General features: G+C 65.5%; 21 protein-coding genes. 9 read left to right on the top strand and 12 right to left on the bottom strand.

Going from position 1 to position 22,608, the window contains the following annotated elements; genetic code table 11:
- Positions 1-35: 35 nt before the first annotated feature.
- The 5 genes from NR193_RS17310 to tsaD form a co-directional block, all read right to left on the bottom strand.
- Complete coding sequence (locus tag NR193_RS17310) at positions 36-734, bottom strand: methyltransferase (protein WP_256751993.1); 699 nt, start codon at positions 732-734, stop codon at positions 36-38.
- The gene (locus NR193_RS17305; RefSeq protein ID WP_256751992.1) at positions 689-1,114 is read right to left on the bottom strand and encodes an EVE domain-containing protein; all 426 of its coding nucleotides are present in this window, start codon (positions 1,112-1,114) and stop codon (positions 689-691) included. Before NR193_RS17305 ends, NR193_RS17310 begins: the two co-directional genes overlap by 46 nt.
- 100 nt (positions 1,115-1,214) lie before the next feature.
- Complete coding sequence (locus tag NR193_RS17300; protein WP_256751991.1) at positions 1,215-1,511, bottom strand: YciI-like protein; 297 nt, start codon at positions 1,509-1,511, stop codon at positions 1,215-1,217.
- 36 nt (positions 1,512-1,547) lie between these two features.
- Positions 1,548-2,549: an NAD(P)H-dependent glycerol-3-phosphate dehydrogenase gene (locus NR193_RS17295; RefSeq protein ID WP_256751990.1), complete on the bottom strand. Its 1,002-nt coding sequence runs from the start codon at positions 2,547-2,549 to the stop codon at positions 1,548-1,550.
- Between the two features lie 26 nt (positions 2,550-2,575).
- Entirely contained in the window at positions 2,576-3,661 is a 1,086-nt protein-coding gene (gene tsaD, locus NR193_RS17290; protein ID WP_256752097.1) for a tRNA (adenosine(37)-N6)-threonylcarbamoyltransferase complex transferase subunit TsaD, read from the bottom strand.
- A 224-nt stretch (positions 3,662-3,885) separates the two neighbouring features.
- Between tsaD and hemC the strand changes: the two genes are divergently transcribed.
- The 7 genes from hemC to NR193_RS17255 all read left to right on the top strand — a co-directional run bounded on the left by hemC (position 3,886) and on the right by NR193_RS17255 (position 11,156).
- Positions 3,886-4,812 (top strand): hydroxymethylbilane synthase, encoded by a 927-nt coding sequence (gene hemC, locus NR193_RS17285; RefSeq protein ID WP_256751989.1) that lies wholly within the window; start codon positions 3,886-3,888, stop codon positions 4,810-4,812.
- A 2-nt stretch (positions 4,813-4,814) separates the two neighbouring features.
- Positions 4,815-5,531 carry a uroporphyrinogen-III synthase gene (locus tag NR193_RS17280; RefSeq protein WP_256751988.1) on the top strand — a complete coding sequence of 239 codons (717 nt, stop codon included), beginning with the start codon at positions 4,815-4,817 and terminating at the stop codon, positions 5,529-5,531.
- Between the two features lie 110 nt (positions 5,532-5,641).
- Positions 5,642-7,096, top strand: coding sequence for a COG4223 family protein (locus tag NR193_RS17275; RefSeq protein ID WP_256751987.1), 1,455 nt, complete (start codon positions 5,642-5,644; stop codon positions 7,094-7,096).
- 10 nt (positions 7,097-7,106) lie between these two features.
- Positions 7,107-8,705, top strand: a complete 1,599-nt coding sequence (locus NR193_RS17270; RefSeq protein ID WP_256751986.1) for a heme biosynthesis protein HemY — start codon at positions 7,107-7,109, stop codon at positions 8,703-8,705.
- Between the two features lie 36 nt (positions 8,706-8,741).
- Positions 8,742-9,221, top strand: coding sequence for a TerB family tellurite resistance protein (locus NR193_RS17265; RefSeq protein WP_256751985.1), 480 nt, complete (start codon positions 8,742-8,744; stop codon positions 9,219-9,221).
- A 15-nt stretch (positions 9,222-9,236) separates the two neighbouring features.
- Positions 9,237-9,974, top strand: coding sequence for a glutamine amidotransferase (locus tag NR193_RS17260; protein WP_256751984.1), 738 nt, complete (start codon positions 9,237-9,239; stop codon positions 9,972-9,974).
- A 291-nt stretch (positions 9,975-10,265) separates the two neighbouring features.
- Positions 10,266-11,156 carry an adenylate/guanylate cyclase domain-containing protein gene (locus tag NR193_RS17255; protein WP_256751983.1) on the top strand — a complete coding sequence of 297 codons (891 nt, stop codon included), beginning with the start codon at positions 10,266-10,268 and terminating at the stop codon, positions 11,154-11,156.
- 115 nt (positions 11,157-11,271) lie between these two features.
- Here the strand turns inward: NR193_RS17255 and NR193_RS17250 are convergent, their stop codons facing one another.
- The 7 genes from NR193_RS17250 to NR193_RS17220 all read right to left on the bottom strand — a co-directional run bounded on the left by NR193_RS17250 (position 11,272) and on the right by NR193_RS17220 (position 20,260).
- Positions 11,272-12,510 carry an MFS transporter gene (locus NR193_RS17250; RefSeq protein ID WP_256751982.1) on the bottom strand — a complete coding sequence of 413 codons (1,239 nt, stop codon included), beginning with the start codon at positions 12,508-12,510 and terminating at the stop codon, positions 11,272-11,274.
- 161 nt (positions 12,511-12,671) lie between these two features.
- The gene (locus NR193_RS17245; RefSeq protein WP_256751981.1) at positions 12,672-13,772 is read right to left on the bottom strand and encodes an aminotransferase class I/II-fold pyridoxal phosphate-dependent enzyme; all 1,101 of its coding nucleotides are present in this window, start codon (positions 13,770-13,772) and stop codon (positions 12,672-12,674) included.
- 212 nt (positions 13,773-13,984) lie between these two features.
- Entirely contained in the window at positions 13,985-14,446 is a 462-nt protein-coding gene (locus NR193_RS17240; protein WP_256751980.1) for a MucR family transcriptional regulator, read from the bottom strand.
- 214 nt (positions 14,447-14,660) lie between these two features.
- Entirely contained in the window at positions 14,661-15,365 is a 705-nt protein-coding gene (locus tag NR193_RS17235; RefSeq protein WP_256751979.1) for an ROK family protein, read from the bottom strand.
- A 12-nt stretch (positions 15,366-15,377) separates the two neighbouring features.
- The gene (gene zwf / locus NR193_RS17230) at positions 15,378-16,754 is read right to left on the bottom strand and encodes a glucose-6-phosphate dehydrogenase (RefSeq protein ID WP_256751978.1); all 1,377 of its coding nucleotides are present in this window, start codon (positions 16,752-16,754) and stop codon (positions 15,378-15,380) included.
- Between the two features lie 22 nt (positions 16,755-16,776).
- Positions 16,777-17,793, bottom strand: coding sequence for a phosphogluconate dehydrogenase (NAD(+)-dependent, decarboxylating) (gene gnd / locus NR193_RS17225; protein ID WP_256751977.1), 1,017 nt, complete (start codon positions 17,791-17,793; stop codon positions 16,777-16,779).
- A 49-nt stretch (positions 17,794-17,842) separates the two neighbouring features.
- Positions 17,843-20,260: a glucan 1,4-alpha-glucosidase gene (locus tag NR193_RS17220; RefSeq protein WP_256751976.1), complete on the bottom strand. Its 2,418-nt coding sequence runs from the start codon at positions 20,258-20,260 to the stop codon at positions 17,843-17,845.
- Between the two features lie 239 nt (positions 20,261-20,499).
- Between NR193_RS17220 and NR193_RS17215 the strand changes: the two genes are divergently transcribed.
- A complete protein-coding gene (locus tag NR193_RS17215) occupies positions 20,500-21,780 on the top strand; it encodes a sensor histidine kinase (RefSeq protein ID WP_256751975.1) in 1,281 nt (426 codons plus the stop codon).
- The gene (locus NR193_RS17210) at positions 21,780-22,514 is read left to right on the top strand and encodes a response regulator transcription factor (RefSeq protein WP_256751974.1); all 735 of its coding nucleotides are present in this window, start codon (positions 21,780-21,782) and stop codon (positions 22,512-22,514) included. The genes NR193_RS17215 and NR193_RS17210 overlap by 1 nt, the downstream gene beginning before the upstream one ends.
- Positions 22,515-22,608 lie beyond the last annotated feature (94 nt).

Raw genomic sequence — 22,608 nt, 5'->3', positions numbered from 1 at the left:
TGCAGATTTATGGAAACGCCTGTTCGGCGACGGCGTCAAGCAAACCGCCAGACGGTCGTGCGCTTGACCAGGGAATCTTCCAATGCCCGGGTGACGGCGACTTCATAGACGGCAAGCGGTTCCAGCCCCGCCTTCGGCATATACGACCGGCCGGGATCGCCGACGAGGATTTCGGCGCCGCGCGCTTTGAGCGTCGCGAACCACGGCATCAACCGGTCGGCGAAGGATTTGTCATAGAAAACGTCGCCGGCCAGGATGACGTCCCAGCCCGCGTCGGTGCCTATGCAATCCGTGCCGAGGAAGCCGATCCGGACACCGTTCGCCTCGCCATTGAGACGGATCGCGGTCGCGCAGAACGGGTCGATATCGGCGGCGACCACCTCGGCGGCGCCAGCCCTGGCGGCGGCGATGGCGACAAGGCCCGAGCCGGAAGCGAAATCGAGCACGCGCTTGCCCCGCACTGTGTCGGGATTGTCGATGACATAGCGCGCAAGACCCTGGCCACCGGCCCAGGCAAATGCCCAGAAGGGCGGTGGCAGCCCGATCTCGACCAGTTCATCCTCGGTCCGCTGCCACAAATCATGGGCTTCGTCGGCAAGATGCAGAAGAAGCTCCGGCACGTGCGGCGGCGCCATCAGCGCCGTGTTGTCGAGGATGAATTGCTTGGCGCTGTTTGGCGTCAGCGCCGTCACGGGGCGGGTGTCAGGCCGCCCATGCGGCAGACTTCCTTCCATTCCGCGGGCGTCACCGGCTGCACGGAAAGCCGCCCGAGTCGCACCAGCGCCATTTCGGCAAGCTTCGGGTTGGCCTTGACCTGTTCCAGCGTCGGCGGGTTCGGCACATCCTTGAAGGCGCGGATGTCGACGCATTCCCAGCGCGGATCATCCGACGTGGTGTCGGGATGGGCAAGCGCGCAGACCTCGGCGATGCCGACCACGTTGAGCCCCTCGTTGGAATGGTAGAAGAAGCCGAGATCGCCGATCTGCATCGCCTTCATGTTGTTGCGCGCGGCGTAGTTGCGCACCCCATCCCATTGCGTGCCGGCCTTGCCCTTGGCCTTCAACGCCTCGAAGGAGAAGACCGAGGGCTCGGATTTGAACAGCCAGTAGTTCATTTGCTCCTCCTAGACTCTTTGTCTCGACGCAATTGCGGACGGAAAACCGTTTCACACTTTTCCTGGAATTGCTCTGGCGTTCGCTCGCCGTCGACCGGAATTAACTAGCCGCCGGCTTGTTGAACGTCCAGTTCCACTGGCGGATTTCGACGCTTTCGAACAGCCCGGCCCTGGCATAGGGGTCAGCAGCCGACAAGGCTTGTGCTGCAGCCATGTCGGGCGCCTCGACGACCACGAGGCTGCCATTGGGCTTGCCTTCGGCATCGAGGAACGGACCGGCAAAAGCCAGCTTCTTGTCGCCGTTCAATCCTTCCAGAAAGGCAACATGCGCGGGCCGCGTGTCGAGGCGCACCTGCAGGCTTCCGGGCTTGTCCTTGCAAATCAACGCAAACAGCATGGTCTTCTCCTGGTGGTGTGATCAAAGTCGTGGGGATCAATCGTTGGTTTCGGTCTTCAGCGGCCGGGTCATCAAGGCGATCACGGCCTGCTGGATGGTGATGGTGCCGTCCAGTATGGCCGCAACGGCGGTGATGATCGGCGCATCGATGTTGCGCTCGCTGGCGATGCGGGCAGCGATTGCCGCCGTCGGCACGCCCTCGGCCAGCGGCAGTCCGGATAGCGGCTTGCCTTGCCCGAGCGCCAGCCCATAGGCAAAGTTGCGCGATTGGGCGGAGGAGCAGGTGAGCAGCAGGTCACCAAGGCCGGAAAGCCCCATCAGGGTTTCGGGCCTGGCGCCGAAAGCAGCACCGATGCGGCGCAGCTCGACAAAACCGCGCGTCACCATGGCGGCCTGGGCGCTGGCGCCAAGCCCGGCGCCGGTGACCGCGCCGGCGGCGATGGCGAAGACGTTCTTCAAGGCGCCGCCGATCTCGACACCGATAAGGTCGTCGCTCGAATAGCAGCGCAGGTTCTCGGCGGAAAAGCGGGCGGCGAGGTCTGCGGCCAGAGCTTCGTCGCGGGCGGCCACCACCACCGCCGTCGGCAGGCCTCGGGCGACATCGGTGGCGAAGCTTGGGCCCGACAGGGCGGCGACGGGATTTCGCGGCAGGATCTCCTCGACGATCGCCGACAGCAGGGCACCGGTGTCGCGCTCGATGCCCTTGGCGCAGAGAACGAGCGGAATACCGCGCGGCATATGGTCTTTTGCGAGCGCCAGCGTTGCCCGCAGCGATTGCGCCGGCGTCACCGCCAGCACGCAATCAGCGCCGGCAAGCGCTGTCTTGATGTCGCTCGTCGCCTCGATGCCGGGCGCGATGGCGATGCCTGGCAGATAGCGCGGGTTCTCGCCACGGCCGATCGAGGCGACGGTTTGCGGATCGCGCGCGAACAGCCGCACCGAATGGCCGGCGCGCAGCATGGCCAGCGCCAGCGCCGTACCCCAGGCGCCGCCGCCAAGGACAGCGACGCGCCAGCCGCTTTTGCCCGGACTGTTCATGTCTCGACTGCTCAAGGGGCGATCATTCATGCCTTGGCTCCACGCCGGCCGGAACCAACCATCGGCGTCGAGATGCCGTCCAGCGGCCAGCGCGAGCGCGGCACGAAGTCGAAGCCGTTCTCCTGCGCCATGCCTTCGCGCAACCGTTCGATACCGGCCCAGGCGATCATCGCCGCATTGTCGGTGCAGAGTTTCAGCGGCGGCGCAATGAAGGTGAAGCCAGCCTCGGCGCACTGGCGTTCCAGCGTCGCCTTGATGGTGCGGTTGGCGGCGACACCGCCGGCGACGACGAGCGCCGGGTTCCTGGTGCCGGGAAACGTCTCGCGAAAGCGCGAAAGCGCGCGCGCCACGCGGTCGGCCAGCGCATCGGCGACCGCCGCCTGGAACGAAGCGCAGATGTCGGCGACATCCTGGTCGCTCAACGGGGCAATGGCGGTCGCCGCCTGGCGCACGGCGGTCTTCAAACCGGAGAAGGAGAAGTCGGGCTGCGCCGAACCCTTCATCGGACGGGGAAAGGCAAAGCGCGAGGCATTGCCGGCCTGTGCCGCCTTTTCGACATTCGGTCCGCCGGGATAGGGCAGGCCGAGCATCTTGGCCGTCTTGTCGAAGGCTTCGCCGAGCGCGTCGTCGATGGTGGTTGCCCAGCGCTGATAGTCGCCGACGCCGCGCACGGCGAGGATTTGCGTGTGGCCGCCGGAGACCAGCAGCAGCAGATAGGGAAAATCGAGCCCGTCGGTCAGCCGTGCGGTCAAGGCGTGGCCTTCGAGGTGGTTGATGGCGATCAGCGGCTTGCCCGCGGCGGCGGCGATCGCCTTGGCGGTCATCAGCCCGACAATCAGGCCGCCGACAAGGCCGGGACCGGCGGTCGCGGCGATGGCATCGATGTCGGCGAGGTCGACGCCCGAATCGGCAAGGGCTGCCTCGACGATGCCGTCCAGTGCCTCGACATGGGCGCGCGCGGCGATCTCCGGCACGACGCCGCCGAACGCGGCATGTTCCTCGATCTGGCTGAGCACGATGTTGGACAGGATTTTCGGCGCGGCATCGCCGTCCAGCGCCACGACGCTGGCGGCGGTCTCGTCACAACTCGTCTCAATGCCCAGAACGCGGATCAATTGGTCGCTGTCCCCAGAGATTGTATCGTCGGGCTTTCCCCGTTAGGAGGTCTGCCGATATTCAGGTGATGCCGGCCTGCGAATGGCGGGTTCTGCGCTTCCGGTGCTCACGTACCCGAAAGTACGCTCCGCTCCGATTCTCGGAACCACCATTTTCGGCTCGGCCTGACCTAATCTCGACAGACCTCCATTTGCCCGGGGGTTATCACGGACCGCGCGCCATGCAAACAATCTTGAGAATCGGAACACGCGGCAGCCCGCTGGCGCTGGCGCAGGCGCATGAAACGCAGGCGCGGCTGATGGCCGCGCATGGCCTGCCGGCGGCGGCGTTCGAGGTCGTCGTCATCTCGACCAGCGGCGACCGCATCCAGGACCGGCCGCTGTCGGAAGCCGGTGGCAAGGGGCTGTTCACCAAGGAGATCGAGGAGGCGCTGCTGGCGCGCCGGATCGACATCGCCGTGCATTCGTCGAAGGATATGCCGACACAACTGCCCGACGGTCTGGAGCTCAGCGCCTTCCTGCCGCGCGAGGACGCGCGCGATGCCTTTGTCGGCAGGGCGGCGAAGACGATCGCCGACCTGCCGCAAGGGGCGAAAGTCGGCTCGTCGTCGCTGCGGCGGCAGGCGCTGATCCGCAGGATGCGGCCGGATCTCGACGTGGTGATGTTTCGCGGCAATGTGCAGACGCGGCTGCGCAAGCTGGACGAAGGCGTCGCCGCCGGCACGATCCTCGCCCATGCCGGGCTGAAGCGGCTCGGGCTCGACCATGTGATCACCGACCTGATGCCGCTCGACATCTTCCCGCCGGCGCCGGGCCAGGGCGCGATCTGCATCGAGAGCCGCATCGGCGATGGTGACGCGGGCAAGATGCTGGTGGCCATCCATGACGTGCCGACCGGACAGGCGCTGGCCTGCGAACGGGCCTTTCTGGCGGCACTCGATGGCTCCTGCCGCACGCCGATCGCCGGTCATGCCGTCATCGAGGCCGAACTGCTGTCTTTCGCCGGGCTGATCATCTCGCCAGACGGCACGCAGTCGCACACAGTCGAGCTGCAGGGTCCGGCGCGGGATGCCGCCCGCATCGGCGCGGAAGCCGCCGGGACGGTGCGGGCGAAGGCCGGCGAAAAGTTCTTCGACGGCTGGGCCTGACGATGCTTCGCGTTCTGGTGACGCGGCCGGAACCGGGCGCATCGCGCACGATGTCGTTGCTGCGGGACAGGGGCTTCGAGCCGATCCTGTTGCCGCTCACCGAGACCGTTGCAATGCCTGTCGCTGCCGATCTGCCCGAGGCCGGCGCCGCGGCGGTTGCTATCACGAGCGCCAATGCGGTGCGCCATGCGCCGAAAGAAGTCATCGCGGGGCTTGCCGCCTTGCCCTGTCATGCCGTCGGCAAGAAGACCGCGGAGGCCGCCCGCAAAGCAGGGTTCTTGTCCGTCAGCGAAGGCTCAGGCGATGCCGAAGCCTTGGCTGACAGTCTGGCCGGCGATGTCCCGGGCAAGACCATCGTCTATCTCTGTGGCCGGGTGCGGTTTCCAGCGTTCGAACAGAGGCTGGAGGCGGCTGGTGTCCCGGTCCAGGCCGTCGAGACCTATGACACGCTCGCGGTTGATTATCCGGACGAAGCCGTGCTTGCGCGTCTCGCGGGCCAACCCGCCGACGCGGTGCTGCTCTATTCGGCCAAGGCGGCTCAGGCGCTACAGGCCCTGGCCACGCGGCCCACGCTGCAAAGGCTCTTTGAAAAAACATGGTTTTTCGCCCTTTCCGCGCGCATCGCCACCGCCCTTGACGGTATCGCCGGCGAGAGACTCCGCATTGCCGAACAGCCAGATGAGGAAACGCTGCTGGCACTTTTGCAGGCGCGGCGCTGAGCCGCGTCATCACACCGCCCCTTTTCACCGCTTGGTGATGTGCTAGACCCTTTCTGAACCATCAAGCGCCGCCCGGCGTTGAGACGAAGCGAATTTTGCGGAGCCCAGGCATGGTCAAGACGCCGAAGATGCGACACTCGAAAAGCCGGCGGGAGCCGGTGACCATCGAACTCGAGCCCGGTGCGGTCTCGCGCGTCGCCGACGAGGAAGCCGCCAGGCCGCAAGCGGGCGCCGAAGAAACGCCGGACGAGGTTCCCGAAGAGCCGGTGCATGCCGACCAGACCGATCTCGAGCCCTGGGAGCATGCCGATACCGCCGCCGCAGGGGCGGCCGAGGCAGGCGCGCCAGCGGATGCCGGGGCCAAAGCCGCCGAACCGGAGCTGCCTTATCCCGGTTCGGATGCGCCGCCCAACCGCGCCAAGGCCTTCGACTACAGCTTCGAGGATGCAGCCACCAGGACCGCCGAGACCAAAGCGGCGCCGGGGAAAGCCGACGCGAGGAGCGAATCGATGGCAGTGCAGCCGAAGCGTGGCGGCCTCAACGGCATCGCCGCCGGCATCATCGGCGGCGTCATCGCGCTGGTTGGCGCCGGTGGCCTGCAATTCGCCGGCCTGCTCGGCGCGCCCGGCTCCGGTTCCGGGGTTTCGCTCGATGGCGTCAATGGCGAGATCGCTTCGCTGAAGACCGAGATCGCCGGGCTGAAGGAGACAAGTGGCAACAGCGACGCATCGGCCAAGGTGGACGGGCTGTCGGCGGCGCTCGATCAGGTCAAGACGGACATCGCGGCGCTGAAATCGACGGTCGAATCCGGCGGAACGGGCGACACGGCCGGGCTTTCCGCACTGGGTGACAAGGTCAAGCAGATCGAAACCGCGGTCGCCGCGCTTGGCAAGGCCGGCAGCGCGGCGCCTGTCGATCTCGGCCCGCTCAACGAGAAGCTGGCTGGTCTCGATGCGCTGGTGAAATCAGCCGGTGAGGCGGCGACGGCGCAGGATGGCCGGCTCACCGCGCTCGAACAGTCGGTGTCGCAGCTTTCCGGCAAGGTCGAGGCGGCGGCAGGACAGCCGAAGATCGCGCTCGCCATTGCCGCGTCGGCTTTGAAGTCGGCGCTCGAACGCGGCGCGCCGTTCGCGGCCGAACTCGATACGTTTGCCGCGATCTCGCCCAACGCGCCTGAGATCGCAACCTTGCGCCCCTATGCCGAAAAGGGTGTGCCGACCCGCACCGAGATCGCATCGCAGATGGATGCCGCCGCCAACGCGATGGTCGCCGCCGCAACGCCTGTCGATGAGAATGCCGGCCTGCTGCAGAACCTGCTGTCGAGCGCCGAATCGCTGGTCAAGGTCAGGCCGATCGGCGCCGTCGAGGGTGCCGGCGCGCCGGAAACCGTCGCGCGCATCGAGGTTGCGGTCAATCAGGGCGACTATGCCAAGGCGCTCAGCGAGTATGATACGCTGCCGCAAGCCGCCAAGGCTGCAGGCGCCGACTTTGCCGGTAAACTGAAGGCACGCATCGAGGTCGAAACCCAGGTCGACGCACTGATCTCCGGCGCGATGAAGGCATGAGGGCAACACAATGATCCGCCTGCTGGCCTTCCTCATCGTCGTTTTCGCGCTTGGACTGGGTTTTGCCTGGCTGGCCGACCGGCCGGGCGACATGGTCGTCACCTTCAATGGCTATCAATACCAGGTCAGCCTGATGGTGGCGGCGGTGGCCGTCGTCGCCGTGGTTGCCGCGGTGATGATCTTCTGGTGGCTGGTCAAGTCGCTGTGGAACAGTCCCTACACCATCTCGCGCTATTTCCGCGTGCGCCGCCGCGACCGTGGCTATCAGGCGCTGTCGACCGGGATGATCGCCGCCGGTGCCGGCGATGGCGCGCTGGCCCGCAAGAAGACCAAGGAAGCGGCCAAGCTGATCCGTTCCGACCAGGAGCCGCTGATCCATCTGCTCGAGGCGCAGGCCTCGCTGCTGGAAGGCGATCATGAAGGCGCGCGGCAGAAGTTCGAGAGCATGCTCGACGATCCCGAAATGCGGCTGCTCGGCCTGCGCGGGCTCTATCTCGAAGCCGAACGCCTCGGCGACCGCAACGCCGCGAGGCACTATGCCGGCCGTGCCGCCGCCGTGGCACCGCAACTGGCCTGGGCGGCCGAATCGACGCTGGAGGAGCTGACCGCGCGCGGTGACTGGGACGGGGCGCTGAAGTTGGTCGACGCGCAGAAGTCGACGCGGCAGATCGAACGCGACGCGGCCAACCGCCGCCGCGCCGTGCTGTTGACCGCCAAGGCGCAGGCGCTCGCCGGCAGCGATCCCACTGCCGCCAGGACCGCGGCGATCGAGGCCAACCGGCTGCGACCGGAGTTTGCGCCCGCCGCCGTTGCCGCCGCCGCGGCGCTGTTCAAGCAGAACGACGTTCGCAAGGGCTCGAAAATCCTCGAGACGGCATGGAAGGCCGAGCCGCACCCGGAGATCGCCGAGCTCTATACCCATGCAAGGCCGGGCGATGCCGTGCTCGACCGCCTCAACCGGGCGAAGAAGCTGCAGGAGATGAAGAAGAACCACGCGGAGTCGTCGATGACGGTGGCGCGCGCCGCGCTCGACGCGCAGGATTTTTCGACTGCCCGCCGCGAGGCCGAGGCCGCCATCAGGATGGACCGCCGCGAGGGCGCCTATCTGCTCCTGGCCGACATCGAGGAGGCCGAGACCGGCGACCAGGGCAAGGTGCGGCAGCTCTTGTCCAAGGCGGTGCGAGCGCCACGCGATCCGGCCTGGGTCGCCGATGGCGTCGTTTCCGAGCGCTGGGCGCCGGTATCGCCGGTCACCGGCAGGCTCGACGCCTTCGAGTGGCGGGCGCCGATGGAGCGGCTCGGTCAGCTGATCGACAGCCACGATGATGCACCAGCCGGTCCGGTGCCGGTCATTGAAGCGCTGGCAAAGCAGGCCAGCGAAAGGCCGGTCGAGGTGATCGACGACACCGGTCCGCGCGAGGCAGCGGGTAAGGAAGCCGAGAGCCACGAGGACCAGGTCAGGCCGGTCACGGCGGCAGCCTTCGCCGCGGTGCCGGCCGATGCCGAGGCCGTCGAGCCGGCCGAGGAACTTGCGCGGTTGCCGGACGATCCCGGCGTCGATCCGGATGATGAAGTGGAAAAATCGCCGCGCCGCTTCCGCCTGTTTTGAACCGGGTCGATTGTCCGGCTATTTGGGAATGAATTGATGTTTGAACGCGTTCTATCATTTCTGAAGGATTTGCCGACCGGCTCCGGCACGCGCGCCAGCACGGACGACCCGCGCATCGCCGCGTCGGCGCTTCTCTACCATGTGATGAATGCCGATGGTGTGCGCCAGGATGTCGAGTGGGAACGGTTCAAGGCGGTGCTGGGGGAAAGCTACTCGATCAGCGGCGCCGAACTCGAAGCGCTGGTCGCCGCCGGCGAGCGGGCCGACAATGAAGCGATCGATCTCTATGCGTTCACCAGCGTGCTCAAGCGTCACCTCGATGCCGATGCGCGCAAGGCCTTCATCGGGCTGATGTGGGAGATCGTCTATGCCGACGGCGAGCTGCACGAGTTGGAGGACAACACCGTCTGGCGCGTCGCCGAGCTGATCGGCGTCGAACGCCGCGACCGCGTCGAGGCGCGCCGCAAGGCGGCGGCGCAGGCACCGGGCGCCACCGGAACATCCTCAGACGAATAGGGTTTTCTCCTTCCCATGCCGCCCAGAACGAGTTCGAAGCCCAGAATCCTGATCGTGTTGCATCAGGAGAATTCGAGCCCCGGACGCGTCGGCCACATGCTCATGGAAGAGGGTTTCGATCTCGACATCCGCCGTCCGCCGCTTGGCGATGTCCTGCCGGAAACGCTGGATGGCCATGCCGGCACGGTGGTGTTCGGCGGGCCGATGAGCGCCAATGACGAGGACGAATTCGTCCGCCGCGAGACCAACTGGCTGGAGATACCGCTCAAGGAGAACCGGCCGTTCCTCGGCATCTGCCTGGGCGCGCAGATGCTGGTCAACCATCTCGGCGGCAGGGTCGAGGGTCACGGCGAAGGGCTGGTCGAGATCGGCTGGTATCCGCTGAAGGCAACCGAAGCCGGCAGGAAACTGATGCACTGGCCGGAGATGGTCTACCAGTTCCATCGCGAGGGCTTCTCGCTGCCCAGCGACGCGACGCTGCTGGCGACGGCGGAGACCTATCCCAACCAGGCTTTCCGCTATGGCGACAATGCCTGGGGTATCCAGTTCCATGGCGAGTTGACCCAGATGATGATGCAGCGCTGGGTGGTGCGCGGCGCCCACCGTTTCGAGCTGCCAGGCGCGCAGCCCGGCCGCGATCATCTCGGCGGCCGGCTGATCTGGGACATGCATCTCAAGCGCTGGCTGGACGAATTCCTGCGCATGATCTTCGGCAAGCCGGCTGTGGACAAGAGCAAAACCCAACTGCTCTGAACGGTCGGGCCTGACCCAAGGCCACTCACGTCTGCCGAGGCGTGGACGACCGCTTTGCGCCTCATGTCGGACGTCAAATCAGCCCTCGCCGCCTCCTGTTAACCAGCCGCTGCTTTCTATCTCAAAGGCCTTTGCCGGTGATATGATTTGGAGAGATGAGTGAAGCATACACCCGTCCGTCCGTGACGATCGCCCGAAGCATCGCCCCGGTCCCCAAGCGCTCAAGTAGATATGTTGCAGGCAACCTCGTGTGTTATACACGCTGGGCTTTTCGGGTCGGACACAAGATCGATGGATCAGGAAACGCTTCTTGCCGCAGTCCTCTTAGCTGATGTCGTGGGCAGCACGCCCCTCTATGAGCGCATCGGCGACGATGCCGCTTTGCTGCAGCTTTCGGACTGCCTGGACGCAATGCGGGCGATCGTCTCCCAATACGGTGGTGATTTCATCTACTCGAAGGGCGATGACGTACTCAGCCTCTTCGAGAGCCCGGAGATGGCGCTGGCGGCCGTTTGTCAAATCAGCCACCAACTGACGAAAGGGCCGTTGATCGCTCGTATCGGATTGCATTTCGGACCGGTCATTCGCGCGCGGGGCGCGATATTCGGTGACGTTGTCAATGTCACCGCAAGGTTGTCCACCACGGCCAACCCCGGGGAGGTGCTGATCAGCCAGAGCTTCTTCGAAGCCCTTTCCGCGGGCAGCCGCAAGGGCCTGCGGCTCCTCGACAAAATGGACTTCAAGGGAAAGCAGGAACTCTTCGATGTCTATACCCTGTGGAGCAGCGATGGGGTCCTCAATACTCAGGTCGCCACCCGTGGCGCCACTACCGATAGACGCTCCGTCCCGCCGCGGCAGATCCATCTGGTCATCCGTTATAGAGATCAGTTGCGATCGTGTCGAAACAACGAATCCGTGACGATCGGCCGATCTGCGGAATGCAATATTATCGTCGAGCGGCCCTGGGTGTCGAGGCGCCACGCGACCTTCACCATTTCGAATGGCAGGGCCCGGCTTGTCGAACGAAGTTCTTCGGGCACATTTGTGTCGATGGGACCCGGACATGAAGTATTCGTACGTCGCGAAGATATTCTCCTCTTCGGCTCAGGCGTCATCTCGCCTGGACTGAAGTCGTCACTCGGTGACGCCCAGGTTCTTCACTACGAAATTGTCTCGGACTGACCCGGCCGGGAGCCGCGACCGGTTCGAGCTGGTTCGCTGACGCCGTCGATGCCGCGCCCTATCTTTGACAGCCATTGAGAAGCGCCGGATCCAGCGGCCTGGGTCCGGCGCTGAATCAGTTGCGCCCGTCGAGATGGCGGACCTTGCGCAGTTGCGGGAACAGTACCATCCACAGCCCGGCGACGACGATCGCGCCGACGCCGCCGACCACGACAGCCGGCACCGTGCCGATCAGCGCCGCCATCGTGCCGGCGCGGAATTCGCCGACCTCGTTGGAGGCGCCGACAAAGACCTGGTTGACGGCGTTGACGCGGCCACGCACATGGTCGGGCGTCCACAACTGGATCAAGGTTTCCCTGATATAGACGCTGAACATGTCGGTGGCGCCGAGGCAGGCAAGGGCGACGATCGACAGCCAGGTGATCGTCGACAGGCCGAACAGCACGGTGAAGGCGCCGAACGCGGCGACGAAGCCGAGCATGATCAGCCCGGCGTGGTTGCGGATCGGATGGCCGGCCAGCCAGATGGCGACGCAGATGGCGCCGACGCCGGGAGCCGAGCGCAGCAGGCCGAGGCCCCAGGGGCCGAGCTGCAGTATGTCGCGCGCATAGACCGGCAGCAGCGCCGAAGCGCCGGACAGAAGCACGGCGAACAGATCGAGCGAGATGGCGCCGAGCACGATCTTTTCGCTCCAGATGTAGCTGAAGCCGGCAAACAGGGTCTGCATGGTCGGTTTGTCGGTCTCGCTGCGCTGCGCCGGCCTCGGAATGGTGAAGATCAGCAGCCCGGACGCAAGCATGAGCACGGCGGCGGTGCCGTAGGCAATTTCCGCCGAGACGCCATAGAGCAGGCCGCCGGCAACCGGCCCGACGATGGTCGCGGTCTGCCAGGCCGACGAATTCCAGGCGATGGCATTGGCGAAATCCTCCGGCGGCACCAGATTGGCGAACAACGACGATGAGGCCGGGCCGAAGAAGGCACGGGCGACGCCGAACATGGCAAGCACGGCGAAGATCGGCAGCGGTCCGCTGATGCCGCGCAGCGTCAGGAGCAGCAGCGCCAGGGCACAGATGGCTTCGAGCAGCACCGCCAGCGCCATGATCAGCCGGCGGCCGAAGCGGTCGGCGACGACGCCGGTGACCAGCACCAGCACCAGCGACGGCAGGAACTGGACGATGCCAACCAGGCCGAGATCGAGCGGGTCGCGGGTCAGGTCATACATCTGCCAGCCGACCGCTACGGAAACGATCATGGTGGCGAATGTGGTGAGGAAACGCGCCGCCCAATAGCTCAGGAAGGAGCGGTGGCGGAACGCGGCGTAGCGCTGGTCCGGCGAGGTTTGTGCGGCAGTCATGGATTGAGGCCCCGTTGCGATGGCATCGGTTGGCGGGGCACTTCCACGATGGGCGCTGGTCCGACCAATGGAACTTCTAACAAAGTTCACGGCGGGATGTGCGTCAAAATCGGCGCGCGATCAAGAAATTTTCGGCTTGTACGGCGGTTTGCACGCGAAGTTTACCCGCGCAGCACGGCGGAAATGGCATCGAGCCCGCCGCGCAACTGCGCCTCCGTCGGCCAGCCAAAGCCGACGCGGAAGAAGCGCTTCGGCATTTCGAACCAGTGGCCGGGTCCGACATAGGTGCCATGGTTTTCCAGCAGGTTCACATAGAACCGGTCGAGGTCGAAGCCGGCATCGACATTCAAGCGGGGAAAGCCGACGACGCCGCCTTCCGGCCGCACCCAATCGACCAGCGGCTCGTTGTCGATCCAGGCTTGGACGATGTCGCGCCGCCTGGCCATTTCGGGCAGCAGCGTCGCCAGGAAGGCGTCCCGGCGCCGCAGCATGCCGCGCGCGATGCCTTCATCGATGACGCTGCCGCAGATGCCGATCTGCTCCTTGGCGGCGAGGAATCTTTCCTGCAGTTCCAAATCCCTGGTGATCAGCCAGCCGATCCGGATGCCGGGAATGCCGAAGGCCTTGGACAGCGACGAGACGCTGATCGCCCGCGGGCTCAGCGAGGCCGCCGAGGGCAGGCGCTTGCCATAGGAGAGATCGCGGTAGGTCTCGTCGACCAGCAGATAGCAGCCGCTAGCCTCGGCAAGCGCGACCAGGGCATCGAGTTCAACCCGGCTCATCATCGTGCCGGTCGGGTTGTGCGGGCAGGTGACGCTGATCAGCCTGGTGTTGGGCCGGATCGCCGCCTTGACGCGCTCGACATCGATGGCGAAGCCTTCCTCGAAGGCCAGGTCGACAAAGCCGATGGCGCAGCCGATCGCCCTCGGGGTTTCGATGTTGGTGGCGTAGTTGGGCCTGATGACGACGAGATGATCACTCGCCGACAAAAGCGAAGTCGAGATGATGAACAGCGCGCCGGCGGCACCGGCGGTGACCAGGACATCATCCGGCGAGACGCCGGCATACTGTGCCGCGATCAGCGCGCGCAACTCCTTGTCGCCGCGATGCTCGCCATAGAACAGCGTGAGATCAGGCAGCGACAGGCCGATGTCGGAGAGCTTCTGGTCGGCGATCGAACTTTCGGAGAGATTGTGGCGGATCCGGTCGTAGCCGTACTCTTCCGGCGCCTCTTTCTCGATCACCATCCTGGTGTAGTTCATCGCTTCACCCCCCAAAGAAACCGTCCGGTCCATCCAAGCCACAAAACCGTGAAGCCTGCCAAGGCGGATTCGCCGGCAGGCTTCAATCAATCCATTGGCTCAGCGCCGAATTGAGCGCGTCGCGTTGAATCGGGTTCAGGCGACGCGCTTCAAGTCTTTTGTTTTATGCATGTCTTCGTCCCAAAACCGCCGCGCACTTTTGGGCGACACGCCTAGGCCGAGGCCTTGGTCTTCCTGCCCTTGGCGGGTGCCTTCACCGGGGCGGCCTTGCGGCCGAGGCCGATCGACTTCGCCAGCAGCGAGCGCGAGGCCGCATAGTTGGGGGCGACCATCGGATAGTCCGCGGGCAAGCCCCATTTGGCGCGATAGGCATCCGGCGTCAGGCCAAAATGCACGCCGAGATGACGCTTCAGCGATTTGAACTTCTTGCCGTCTTCGAGGCAGATGATGAAATCCGGCGTGACCGACTTCTTGGGGTTGACCGCGGGGACCAGCGGCGCCGCCACCGGGACCACCGGCTTGCCGAGCCCGCTTATCGACGTGCTGACGCTGGCGATGAGATCGGGCAGGCCGGAAGCGGGCAAGCGGTTCTTCTCGACGTAGGCGGACACGATGTGTGCGGTCAGTTCGAGAAGGTCGATGTCTTTAGGGGCGCTGTCGTGGTCGTCGGTCAATCTATCTCTCCGTCCAAGGCGAATGACCTGAAAATCGGATTCGATTTCCGGAAAGGATCATGCGCAAATCAAAATGCTACCGCGTCGTCTGGGTGTCCGCGGGACGAGCTGCGTTATCGTGGCGCGGAATTCCTAGTCGGCAAATCTGCACAACGCAATGACTTGGTGTGGCGACACACGTTATTTTGAACAACTATACTAAACAGTAACAATATCAAACGATCAACGCCTTGTCGCGCCACAAACGAAACCCGCCCTCGAAGGCGCGTGTGTTGTCGCCGCGTCTGCTGTCGGCGGGCAATTCATCGAGCTTGTCGACATTGCCGCCGCCAATGACGACATAGTCCGGCTGCATGGCGGCACGGAGCCGGTCGACGACGTCGAAGACATGTTTGCGCCACTTCTTCTTGCCGCGCTTTTCCAGGCCGCGTTCGCCGACATAATCCTCGAAACTCTTGCCATTCTTGTAGGGGAGGTGGGCGACTTCCATCGGCTGGGCGACATTGTCGACGATCATCGCCGCGCCAAGACCGGTTCCCAGCCCGAGGAACAGCATGCGCCCGCCCTCATAGCTGCCGATGGCTTGCATCAGCGCGTCATTGACCACCTTCACCGGTTTGCCGAATTGCGCGGCGAAATCGTAGCCGGCCCAGCCCTTGCCGAGATTGGCGGGGTCGGCCAATGGCCGGTTGTGGGTGACCGGGCCAGGATAGCCCATCGAGATGACGTCGTATGACAGGCCCTCGGCGAGCTTCCTTACCGTCTCGGCCATCTGCTGCGGCGTCAGGCCGGGACCGGAGTCGGCGCGGCACTCCGTGCCGCCGGCGCTGGTCAGGATCTTGACGTGCGAACCGCCGATATCGATCGAAAGCACGATCTTTTCGACATCCGACGCTGGTTGCTTCACCGCTTTGGCCATCGCATCATCCTCTCACTTCACCGGATCGATCCAGCCGTTGGGCGGCCCGAAGCCGCTCATGACATCGGCGGGGCCCCATGTTCCCGGCTCGTAGATGTGCGGCGGCGTGGTGTCGCCAAGCACCGGGCCGACGATGCGCCAGGCAAGTTCGCTGGCGTCCTGGCGGGTGAACAGCTGACCATTGCCGTTCATGGCATCGCCGATCAGCCGCTCATAGGGCGGCATGTCGGCCTTGCTGTCGTCGAGCGCCGTCAGCTCGACCTGCTCGCCGATCATGTCGTCGCCGGACGCCTTGCGCTGGGCGCCGATGGCGATCACCACCTGCGGGTCGATGCGGAAGCGCACATAGTTCTGGTCGGCGGGCTTGATCGGATCGAAGACGTCGAGCGGCGGCCGCTTCAGCCGCACCACCACCTCGGTGACATGAACCGGCATGTTCTTGCCGGCGCGGATGAAGAACGGAACATCCCGCCAGCGCCATGTGTCGACGAAGAAGCGCACCGCCGCGAAGGTTTCGACCGGCGAATTCGGCGCCACGCCGGGTTCGGTGAGATAGCCCTTGAACTGACCGCGCACGACATCGTCTTTCGTCAGTGTCCGGATCGCGCGCAGCACCTGCACCTTCTCGTCGATCAGGTCGTCGGCGGAGCGGCCGACCGGCGGCTCCATGGCCAGCAGCAACAGGATGTTGAGCAGATGGTTCTCGATGACGTCGCGGATGCAGCCGACATCGTCATAGAAGCGGCCGCGTCCCTCGACGCCGAAATCCTCGGCCATGGTGATCTGCACGCTTTCGACGAAGTTGCGATTCCAGATCGGTTCGAGGAGGGAATTGGCGAAGCGGAAATAGAGCAGGTTCTGGATCGCTTCCTTGCCCAGATAGTGGTCGATGCGGAAGATCGACTGTTCGTCGAACACCAGGTGCAGGACCCGGTTGAGCCAGCGCGCCGACTGCAGGTCGTGGCCGAACGGCTTTTCCACCATCAGCCGCGCGCCGTGCGCGGTGCCCGATTGCTCCAGCCCCTGGACGACCGTCTCGAACATGGTCGGCGGCACCGCCATGTAGTGCAGCGGCCGCTGGGCGCTACCAAGCGCGGTCTTCAGCTTCTCGAAGGTGGCCCCATCGCGATAGTCACCGCTGACATAGCGAAGCAGCGACGCGAGCTTGGCGAACACCTTGTCGTCGATCTTGCCGAGCGCATGGACGATGCCGTCGCGAGCGCGCGCCTGCAGCTGCTTCAAATCCCAGGCATCGAACGCGACGCCGATCACCGGTTCGGTGAGCGTGCCCTTGGCGACCATTTGGTAGAGCGCTGGAAATATCTTCTTGTGGGCGAGGTCGCCGGTGGCGCCGAAAAGCACCAGCGTGTCGGACCGTTCCTGGCTCATGCGCGTGTCTCCCCTGCCGCCGTCACGAGCCGGCCTTCGGCTTCTCTACATGGCCGCCGAACGCATAGCGCATGGCTGACAACAGCTTGTCGGCGAATTCGGATTCGCCTTGCGAGGAGAAGCGGTCGAACAGCGCCGAGGACAGCACCGGCGCCGGCACGCCGGTGTCGATCGCCGCCTTCAGCGTCCAGCGGCCTTCGCCGGAATCCGAGACGCGGCCGCCAAAATTCGCCAGCGATGCGTCCGACTTGAGCGTGCTGGCGGTGAGGTCGAGCAGCCAGGAGCCGATGACGCTGCCATGCCGCCAGACCTCGGCGACGTTGGCGAGGTCGATGTCGAACTGGTAATATTCGGGGTTCTGCAGCGGACTGGTCTCGGCATCGGCGTCGCGCTTGACCTTGCCGGCATTGCCGGCCTTGAGGATGTTCATGCCCTCGGCATAGGCGGCCATGACGCCGTATTCGATGCCGTTGTGAACCATCTTGACGAAATGGCCAGCACCACTCGGGCCGCAATGGAGATAGCCGAAGGGCGCGGTGCCGGCGGCCTTGTCCGGGGCAGGCGCGCCGGCATCGGCGCCGGGCGCCAGCGTGGCGAACACCGAATCGAGATGCTGGACCGCTTCGTCGGGGCCGCCGATCATCAGGCAGTAGCCGCGATCGAGACCCCAGACGCCGCCGCTGGTGCCGACATCGACATAGTTCAGGCCCTTGTCCTTGAGCCTGGCCGCGCGATCGACATCGTCATGATAGTAGGAATTGCCGCCGTCGATGATGATGTCGCCGGGTTCCATCAGGGCCGCCACCTGATCGACGATCTTGCCGGTGATCGCGGCCGGCAGCATCAGCCAGACGCAGCGCGGCTTGGCGAGCTTGCCGACGAATTCCGCCATCGATGCCGCTCCCGACGCGCCGTCGGTTACCAGGGCCGCCACGCTGGCGGGGTTGATGTCATAGACGACGCATTGGTGGCCGTCGCGCATCAGGCGCCGGACCATGTTGGCGCCCATCCGGCCCAGTCCCATCATTCCGATCTGCATGGTTTCGTCCCTGTTTGCTAGAGATTTGCTGGGTTTGGAGAGGAAGGATTTACCGGCTGTCCTGCTCGCCTGATATGACGGAGAAGTCGACATTCTCCCAATCGTTGGTTGCGGACCAGAAAAAAGTGAAGATCAGCGTGCTTCCGCTGGGGAGGCTGGCCGTGGGCAGATCGGCTGCGTGCATGCCGAAAGCGTTCTCTGCCGTCTGGCTGTCGCGGACCGTCGCCCAGTTGTCGGTGCTCCAGCGAACCGTCGCCGGAGCCAGCAGTTCGACGCGCAGCACCTTGCCCTCGGGGAGCGTGCGGATCTTGTTGTTGAAGCGCCATGTCCTGAACGGCGATACGGTCCTGTTCTCGATGTAGCGCTTGACGCCTTGCGGCGGCATGTCGAAGACCGTGCCGTCGCGTAGCGAGCGCAGCAGCTTGATATGCTCCGAATGTGCCCAGACCAGCGGCATGGCGCTGCCCGAAGGGCGGCCATGCAGCAGTTCGCGCTCGGCCAGGTCGGCGCCGTCCCAGACCTGCTCCGGCAACAGGCCGCCAAGCCCGGCCGAGCCTTCCAGCGCCGCCAGCAGGCTGGCCGCCTTGTCCATGCGCCCCGCCGCCAGCTCGTAATGGGCGCGTTCGCCGGCGAGCAACGGCCAGGGCCGGCCTTGGCCGGTGCCGTCGAAAGGCGCGCCGTCTTCGTGCTCGCCATAGCCGTCGCCATTGTAGCGATACCAGAGCGGTCCCTGCGGCAGGTCGCAGCGCAATTGCGCGTCGATGACCTTGACGGTGTCGATCATGCGCGGATCGTCGGCCGCCCGCAGGCCGAAGCGGACGAGTGCCAGCGCGTCGGGGCTGACAATTTCCTCGGCGGGCCGATCCGTATCGCCGGGCGGCCGGTTCTTGATCGGGACATAGCCGTCCTTCGGCGAGCCGGCCTCGGCGCTGTCGGGTGGCGCGATGCGGACGTAGTAACCATCGACGCCGGTTTCCTCGCAGATTGCCGTGCCGGTGACGTAGGTCCAGCGCTCGACCTGGTCGTTCCAGCCATCGGCGGTCTCGCGCAGATAGGCCGCCGCGTCATCCTTGCCGCAGGCGTCGAGCAGGTCTGCCGCGGCAAGCAGTGCGGCGATCTCGACGGCAAGCGTGAACGGGCTGTAGCCGGCATCCTCTTCCCAGCGGTCCTCGCCGGTGACGGGTCCGTTGCGCACGACATAGGTGGCGGCGCGCTCGATCATCGGCAGGAAGGCGGAGAGCCTGGCGCGCGGCAGGTGCCCCGCACGCTGCAGCGCATCGGCCAGCAGCAGCGGAAAGGCGCATTCGTCCATCTGGATGCCGGGCCAATAGGCCGACCCATCGAGCCAGGCGTTCTGCGGCCAGTGGCCGTCCGGTTGCTGGATGGAGCGCAGATAGCCAAGAATCCGCAGTGCCGACGCGGCATCTCCGGCGGCGAGAAAGCCGCCCGCCGTTTCGACCAGATCGCGCGGCCAGACCAGATGGTAACCGCCGAGATCGTCGTCGCCCTTGTTGAAGCCCCACGGGATCGACAGGCTGGCGACCGCGGCGCCCGGCATGGCGGTCGAGCGGTGCGTCGCCAGAACCGCGGTCGAGACGCGATAGAAGTTGATCCCGGATTTGCCATGCCGGTCCAGCGGCAGCAGGCCGGCCTGCCAGGTGCGCCAATTCCGGACGTAGGACCTCGCCGTCGCCGCAAAGCCGCGCTTCAGGCTGGCGAAGGCATTTTCAGCAGCCTCGTCAGGGGTCGCGCCAAAGCCAAGAGCCAGCAAAGCCCTTGTGTTCGCGCCGGAAAAGCCGATTTCGCCGGTCAGCGCGACATTGCCGTCCTCGGCCCGTTGGCAAGCCGGGTCGAGCTTTCCGGCATGATTGAGTTGCTGCCAGCCATCGGAGAAGCCGACATAGCCGGCCGAGCAGCTTGCCCATGGCAGCGACGAGGCCAGCGCCAGGCATATGCCGCGCCCCGAGGCAAACAGCACCGGCTTTCCCTTGTGGTCGCCGACCCAGGCGGTGTTGCCCATGCCGGCGTTGACCAGGTGCGGCGCCAGCAAGGCGTAGACGCGGTAGTCGCCGGGCGCGCCCTTGAGCGGCGTGAAGGTGATCTCCTGCAGCAGAACGGGGCGGGCCGGGTCGGCAAGGATGCGCTTTTCGATCCGGTAGGCGCCGTCGGTCGCGGTGTTGACCAGCCGGTAGGCGGGCACACCGTCCTCGAACGGTTCGATGGCGTGCGCGGCATCGCGTTTTTCTTCCGAGAAATAGCCGTCGGGGCCGGTGACGATCAGGCCAAGGTCGCGCGTGCAGGCGCAGTCGACGCGCGGATAGTAGATCTCGTTGAGAATGCCGTGGCTGATCGTGAACCAGATCCGCCCGGCCGGTGAAAGGGAGGTTCCGACGCCGCTCTTGGCGCTTGATGTCCAGCGTGCCGGAATTCCCGGGGCGCCCGGAGCAACGGTTGGCGTCACTGGCATTCGGTTTCGGTCTCCTGGCCCCTTCCCTAGACCAGGACGCGAACCCTTTTCAATCATTGCACCGCAAGTTGATCGACTGCCGCAATGAGGGCGTCGTTGACAGCGCCGTTCGTAGATGTCCACTATTCCCGCGGCAGGGAGGCCTGGCGAAAATCGCGGATCGGCAGCACGCTCGGGCACGGGAGCGTCGCGGCCGGCCCGGCGTGGTCCGTTCAGTTGTCATGGGAGGTCTCAAAACCATGTCGGATGTATCTCCCATACTGATCGACCGGCTGCTTGCTATTTCGCGGGCGCTGGCCGGCCACATCGATACCGGTACGGCGTTCCGCGCAACCGCCATCGAGATCGGTACGCTCATTCCGCACAATCATATCGATCTGGCCGTGCTGTCGCACGATCGGCGCATGCATGCCTGCTATGAAGCCGGCTTCCACACCAGCTGGAGCGAGCTGTCGCAGCATCCGGTGGAGGGCAGCCCGATCCGGTCGGTGCTGTGGGGCGAGGTGCCCTATCTGCTGGCGGACGATGCACTTTTCGACCAGCGTTTCCATTTCACGGGGGCATTCGACGAACCGATCTTCGCCGCTAGGCTGCGCAGCCGCATCATCGTGCCGCTCAGGGCGCGGGGCGGCATCATCGGCGCCCTCAACATCAGCCGGCATGAGGTCGGCTGCTACACGCTTGCCGATGTCGAGGTCGCCCAGCAATGCGCCGACCTGATCGCGCCCTATATCTTCGCGCTGATCCAGACCGAGGAGGCGCGCCGGGCCATGCTTGCCGAGAGCGAAGCGCGCAATCGCGTCGAACTGCTGCGGGTCGGCGCCTCGCAACTGACGGAAGGCATGGAGCGCGAGCGCCGGCGCATGGCCATGGACCTGCACGACCAGACGCTTGCCGACCTCGCCCGCATCGCGCGCCAGCTTTCGGCCTTGCGCGGCCAGGGCGTGGCGCGGGCGGCGCAGCTTGCCGACCTCGAGCAGGAGGTCGCCGGCTGCCTGACGGAACTGCGCCACATCGTCGACGACATGCGGCCGAGCGTGCTCGAACTGTTCGGCCTGCGCGATGCGGTCGAGGCGCATCTCAACCGCAGCGTCGCCAGGGCCAAGCCGCCGATTGCCGTGCGCATCGCCGACACCAGTGACGGCAGCGCCGACAGCCTGCCCGAGCCGGTCCGCACCGCGCTCTACAGGATCGTACAGGAAGCGATCAACAATGCGGTCCGCCACGCCGCGCCACGCCGCATCGACGTGCTGCTGGCGTCGACGGCGAGCATGCTGCGGGTGATCGTGACCGATGACGGCCAGGGATGCGGCACTGTCGATCCGGCCGCCCATGGCGGCATTGGCCACATGCACACGCGGGCGGCTCTTATCGGGGCGCGGCTGCGCATCGGGCAAGCCAGCCGCAAGGGTGGCGGCACGCGTGTCGTCATCGAGATAGACCGCCAGCCGTATCGGGAATCGCCTTATGCGGCGGCTGCAACAGCGCCCGGCCAGCAGGCCGTGCCGGAGGGTGTGTGATGCTTGTGATGATCGCCGAGAATGACGGGCTGCACCGCACGTTCGCGCGCCGCACCGTCGAGCAATTGTGGCCCGGCGACGTCGAGGTGATCGAGGCGAGCGACGGCGAGGACGCCATCAACCTCGCCGCCGAGCGCGAGCCGCCGCATGTCGTGCTCGACCTGCAGATGCCGAAGGCGACGGGAATCGAGGTTGCCAGGGCGATCTGGAACCGCCGCGCCGGCACGCACATCCTGTTCTGGTCGAATTTTGCCGACGAGGCCTATGTACGCGGGGTGGCACGCATCGTGCCGCCGGGTTCGGTCTATGGCTATGTGCTCAAGTCGGCGACGGAGGAGGGCATGCGCTCGGCCCTGCGCGGCGTTTTCCGCGAAGGCCACTGCATCATCGACCGCGAGATACGCGGCATCCAGCACCGCGTCCAGGATCGGTTCGAGGGCATCACCGACGGCGAATATGAAAGCCTGATCGACATCGCGCTCGGCCTGACCGACCGCGCCATCGCGGCGCGTCGCGGCCTGTCGATCCGTGGTGCCCAGAGCCGCATCAAGCATGTCTACGACAAGCTCGGCATCGTGCCGGCGGAGGACGGCGCAAGCGACGCTTCCGCGTTCAACTCGCGGACGCGGGCGATCTATCTCGCCATGGCGCGCGGCCTGATCAACATCGACGCGCTGCGCCGCGAGCAGGACCGGCTCGATGCCTGGCTGGCGCAGGCTCCGCCGGAACATTGATTCCAAACGCCGCGACTGTGCAAACGCACAGTCGGCCGTGCGCTTTGACCCGTATCGCCGTGCCGGCGCCGCAACTACGCTCGACCCCACAAAA

Source organism: Mesorhizobium sp. Mes31 (assembly GCF_024519675.1).
GTDB lineage: Bacteria > Pseudomonadota > Alphaproteobacteria > Rhizobiales > Rhizobiaceae > Mesorhizobium.
Note: the sequence above shows the minus strand (reverse complement) of the source record. Positions and strands in the feature narration are given on the sequence as shown.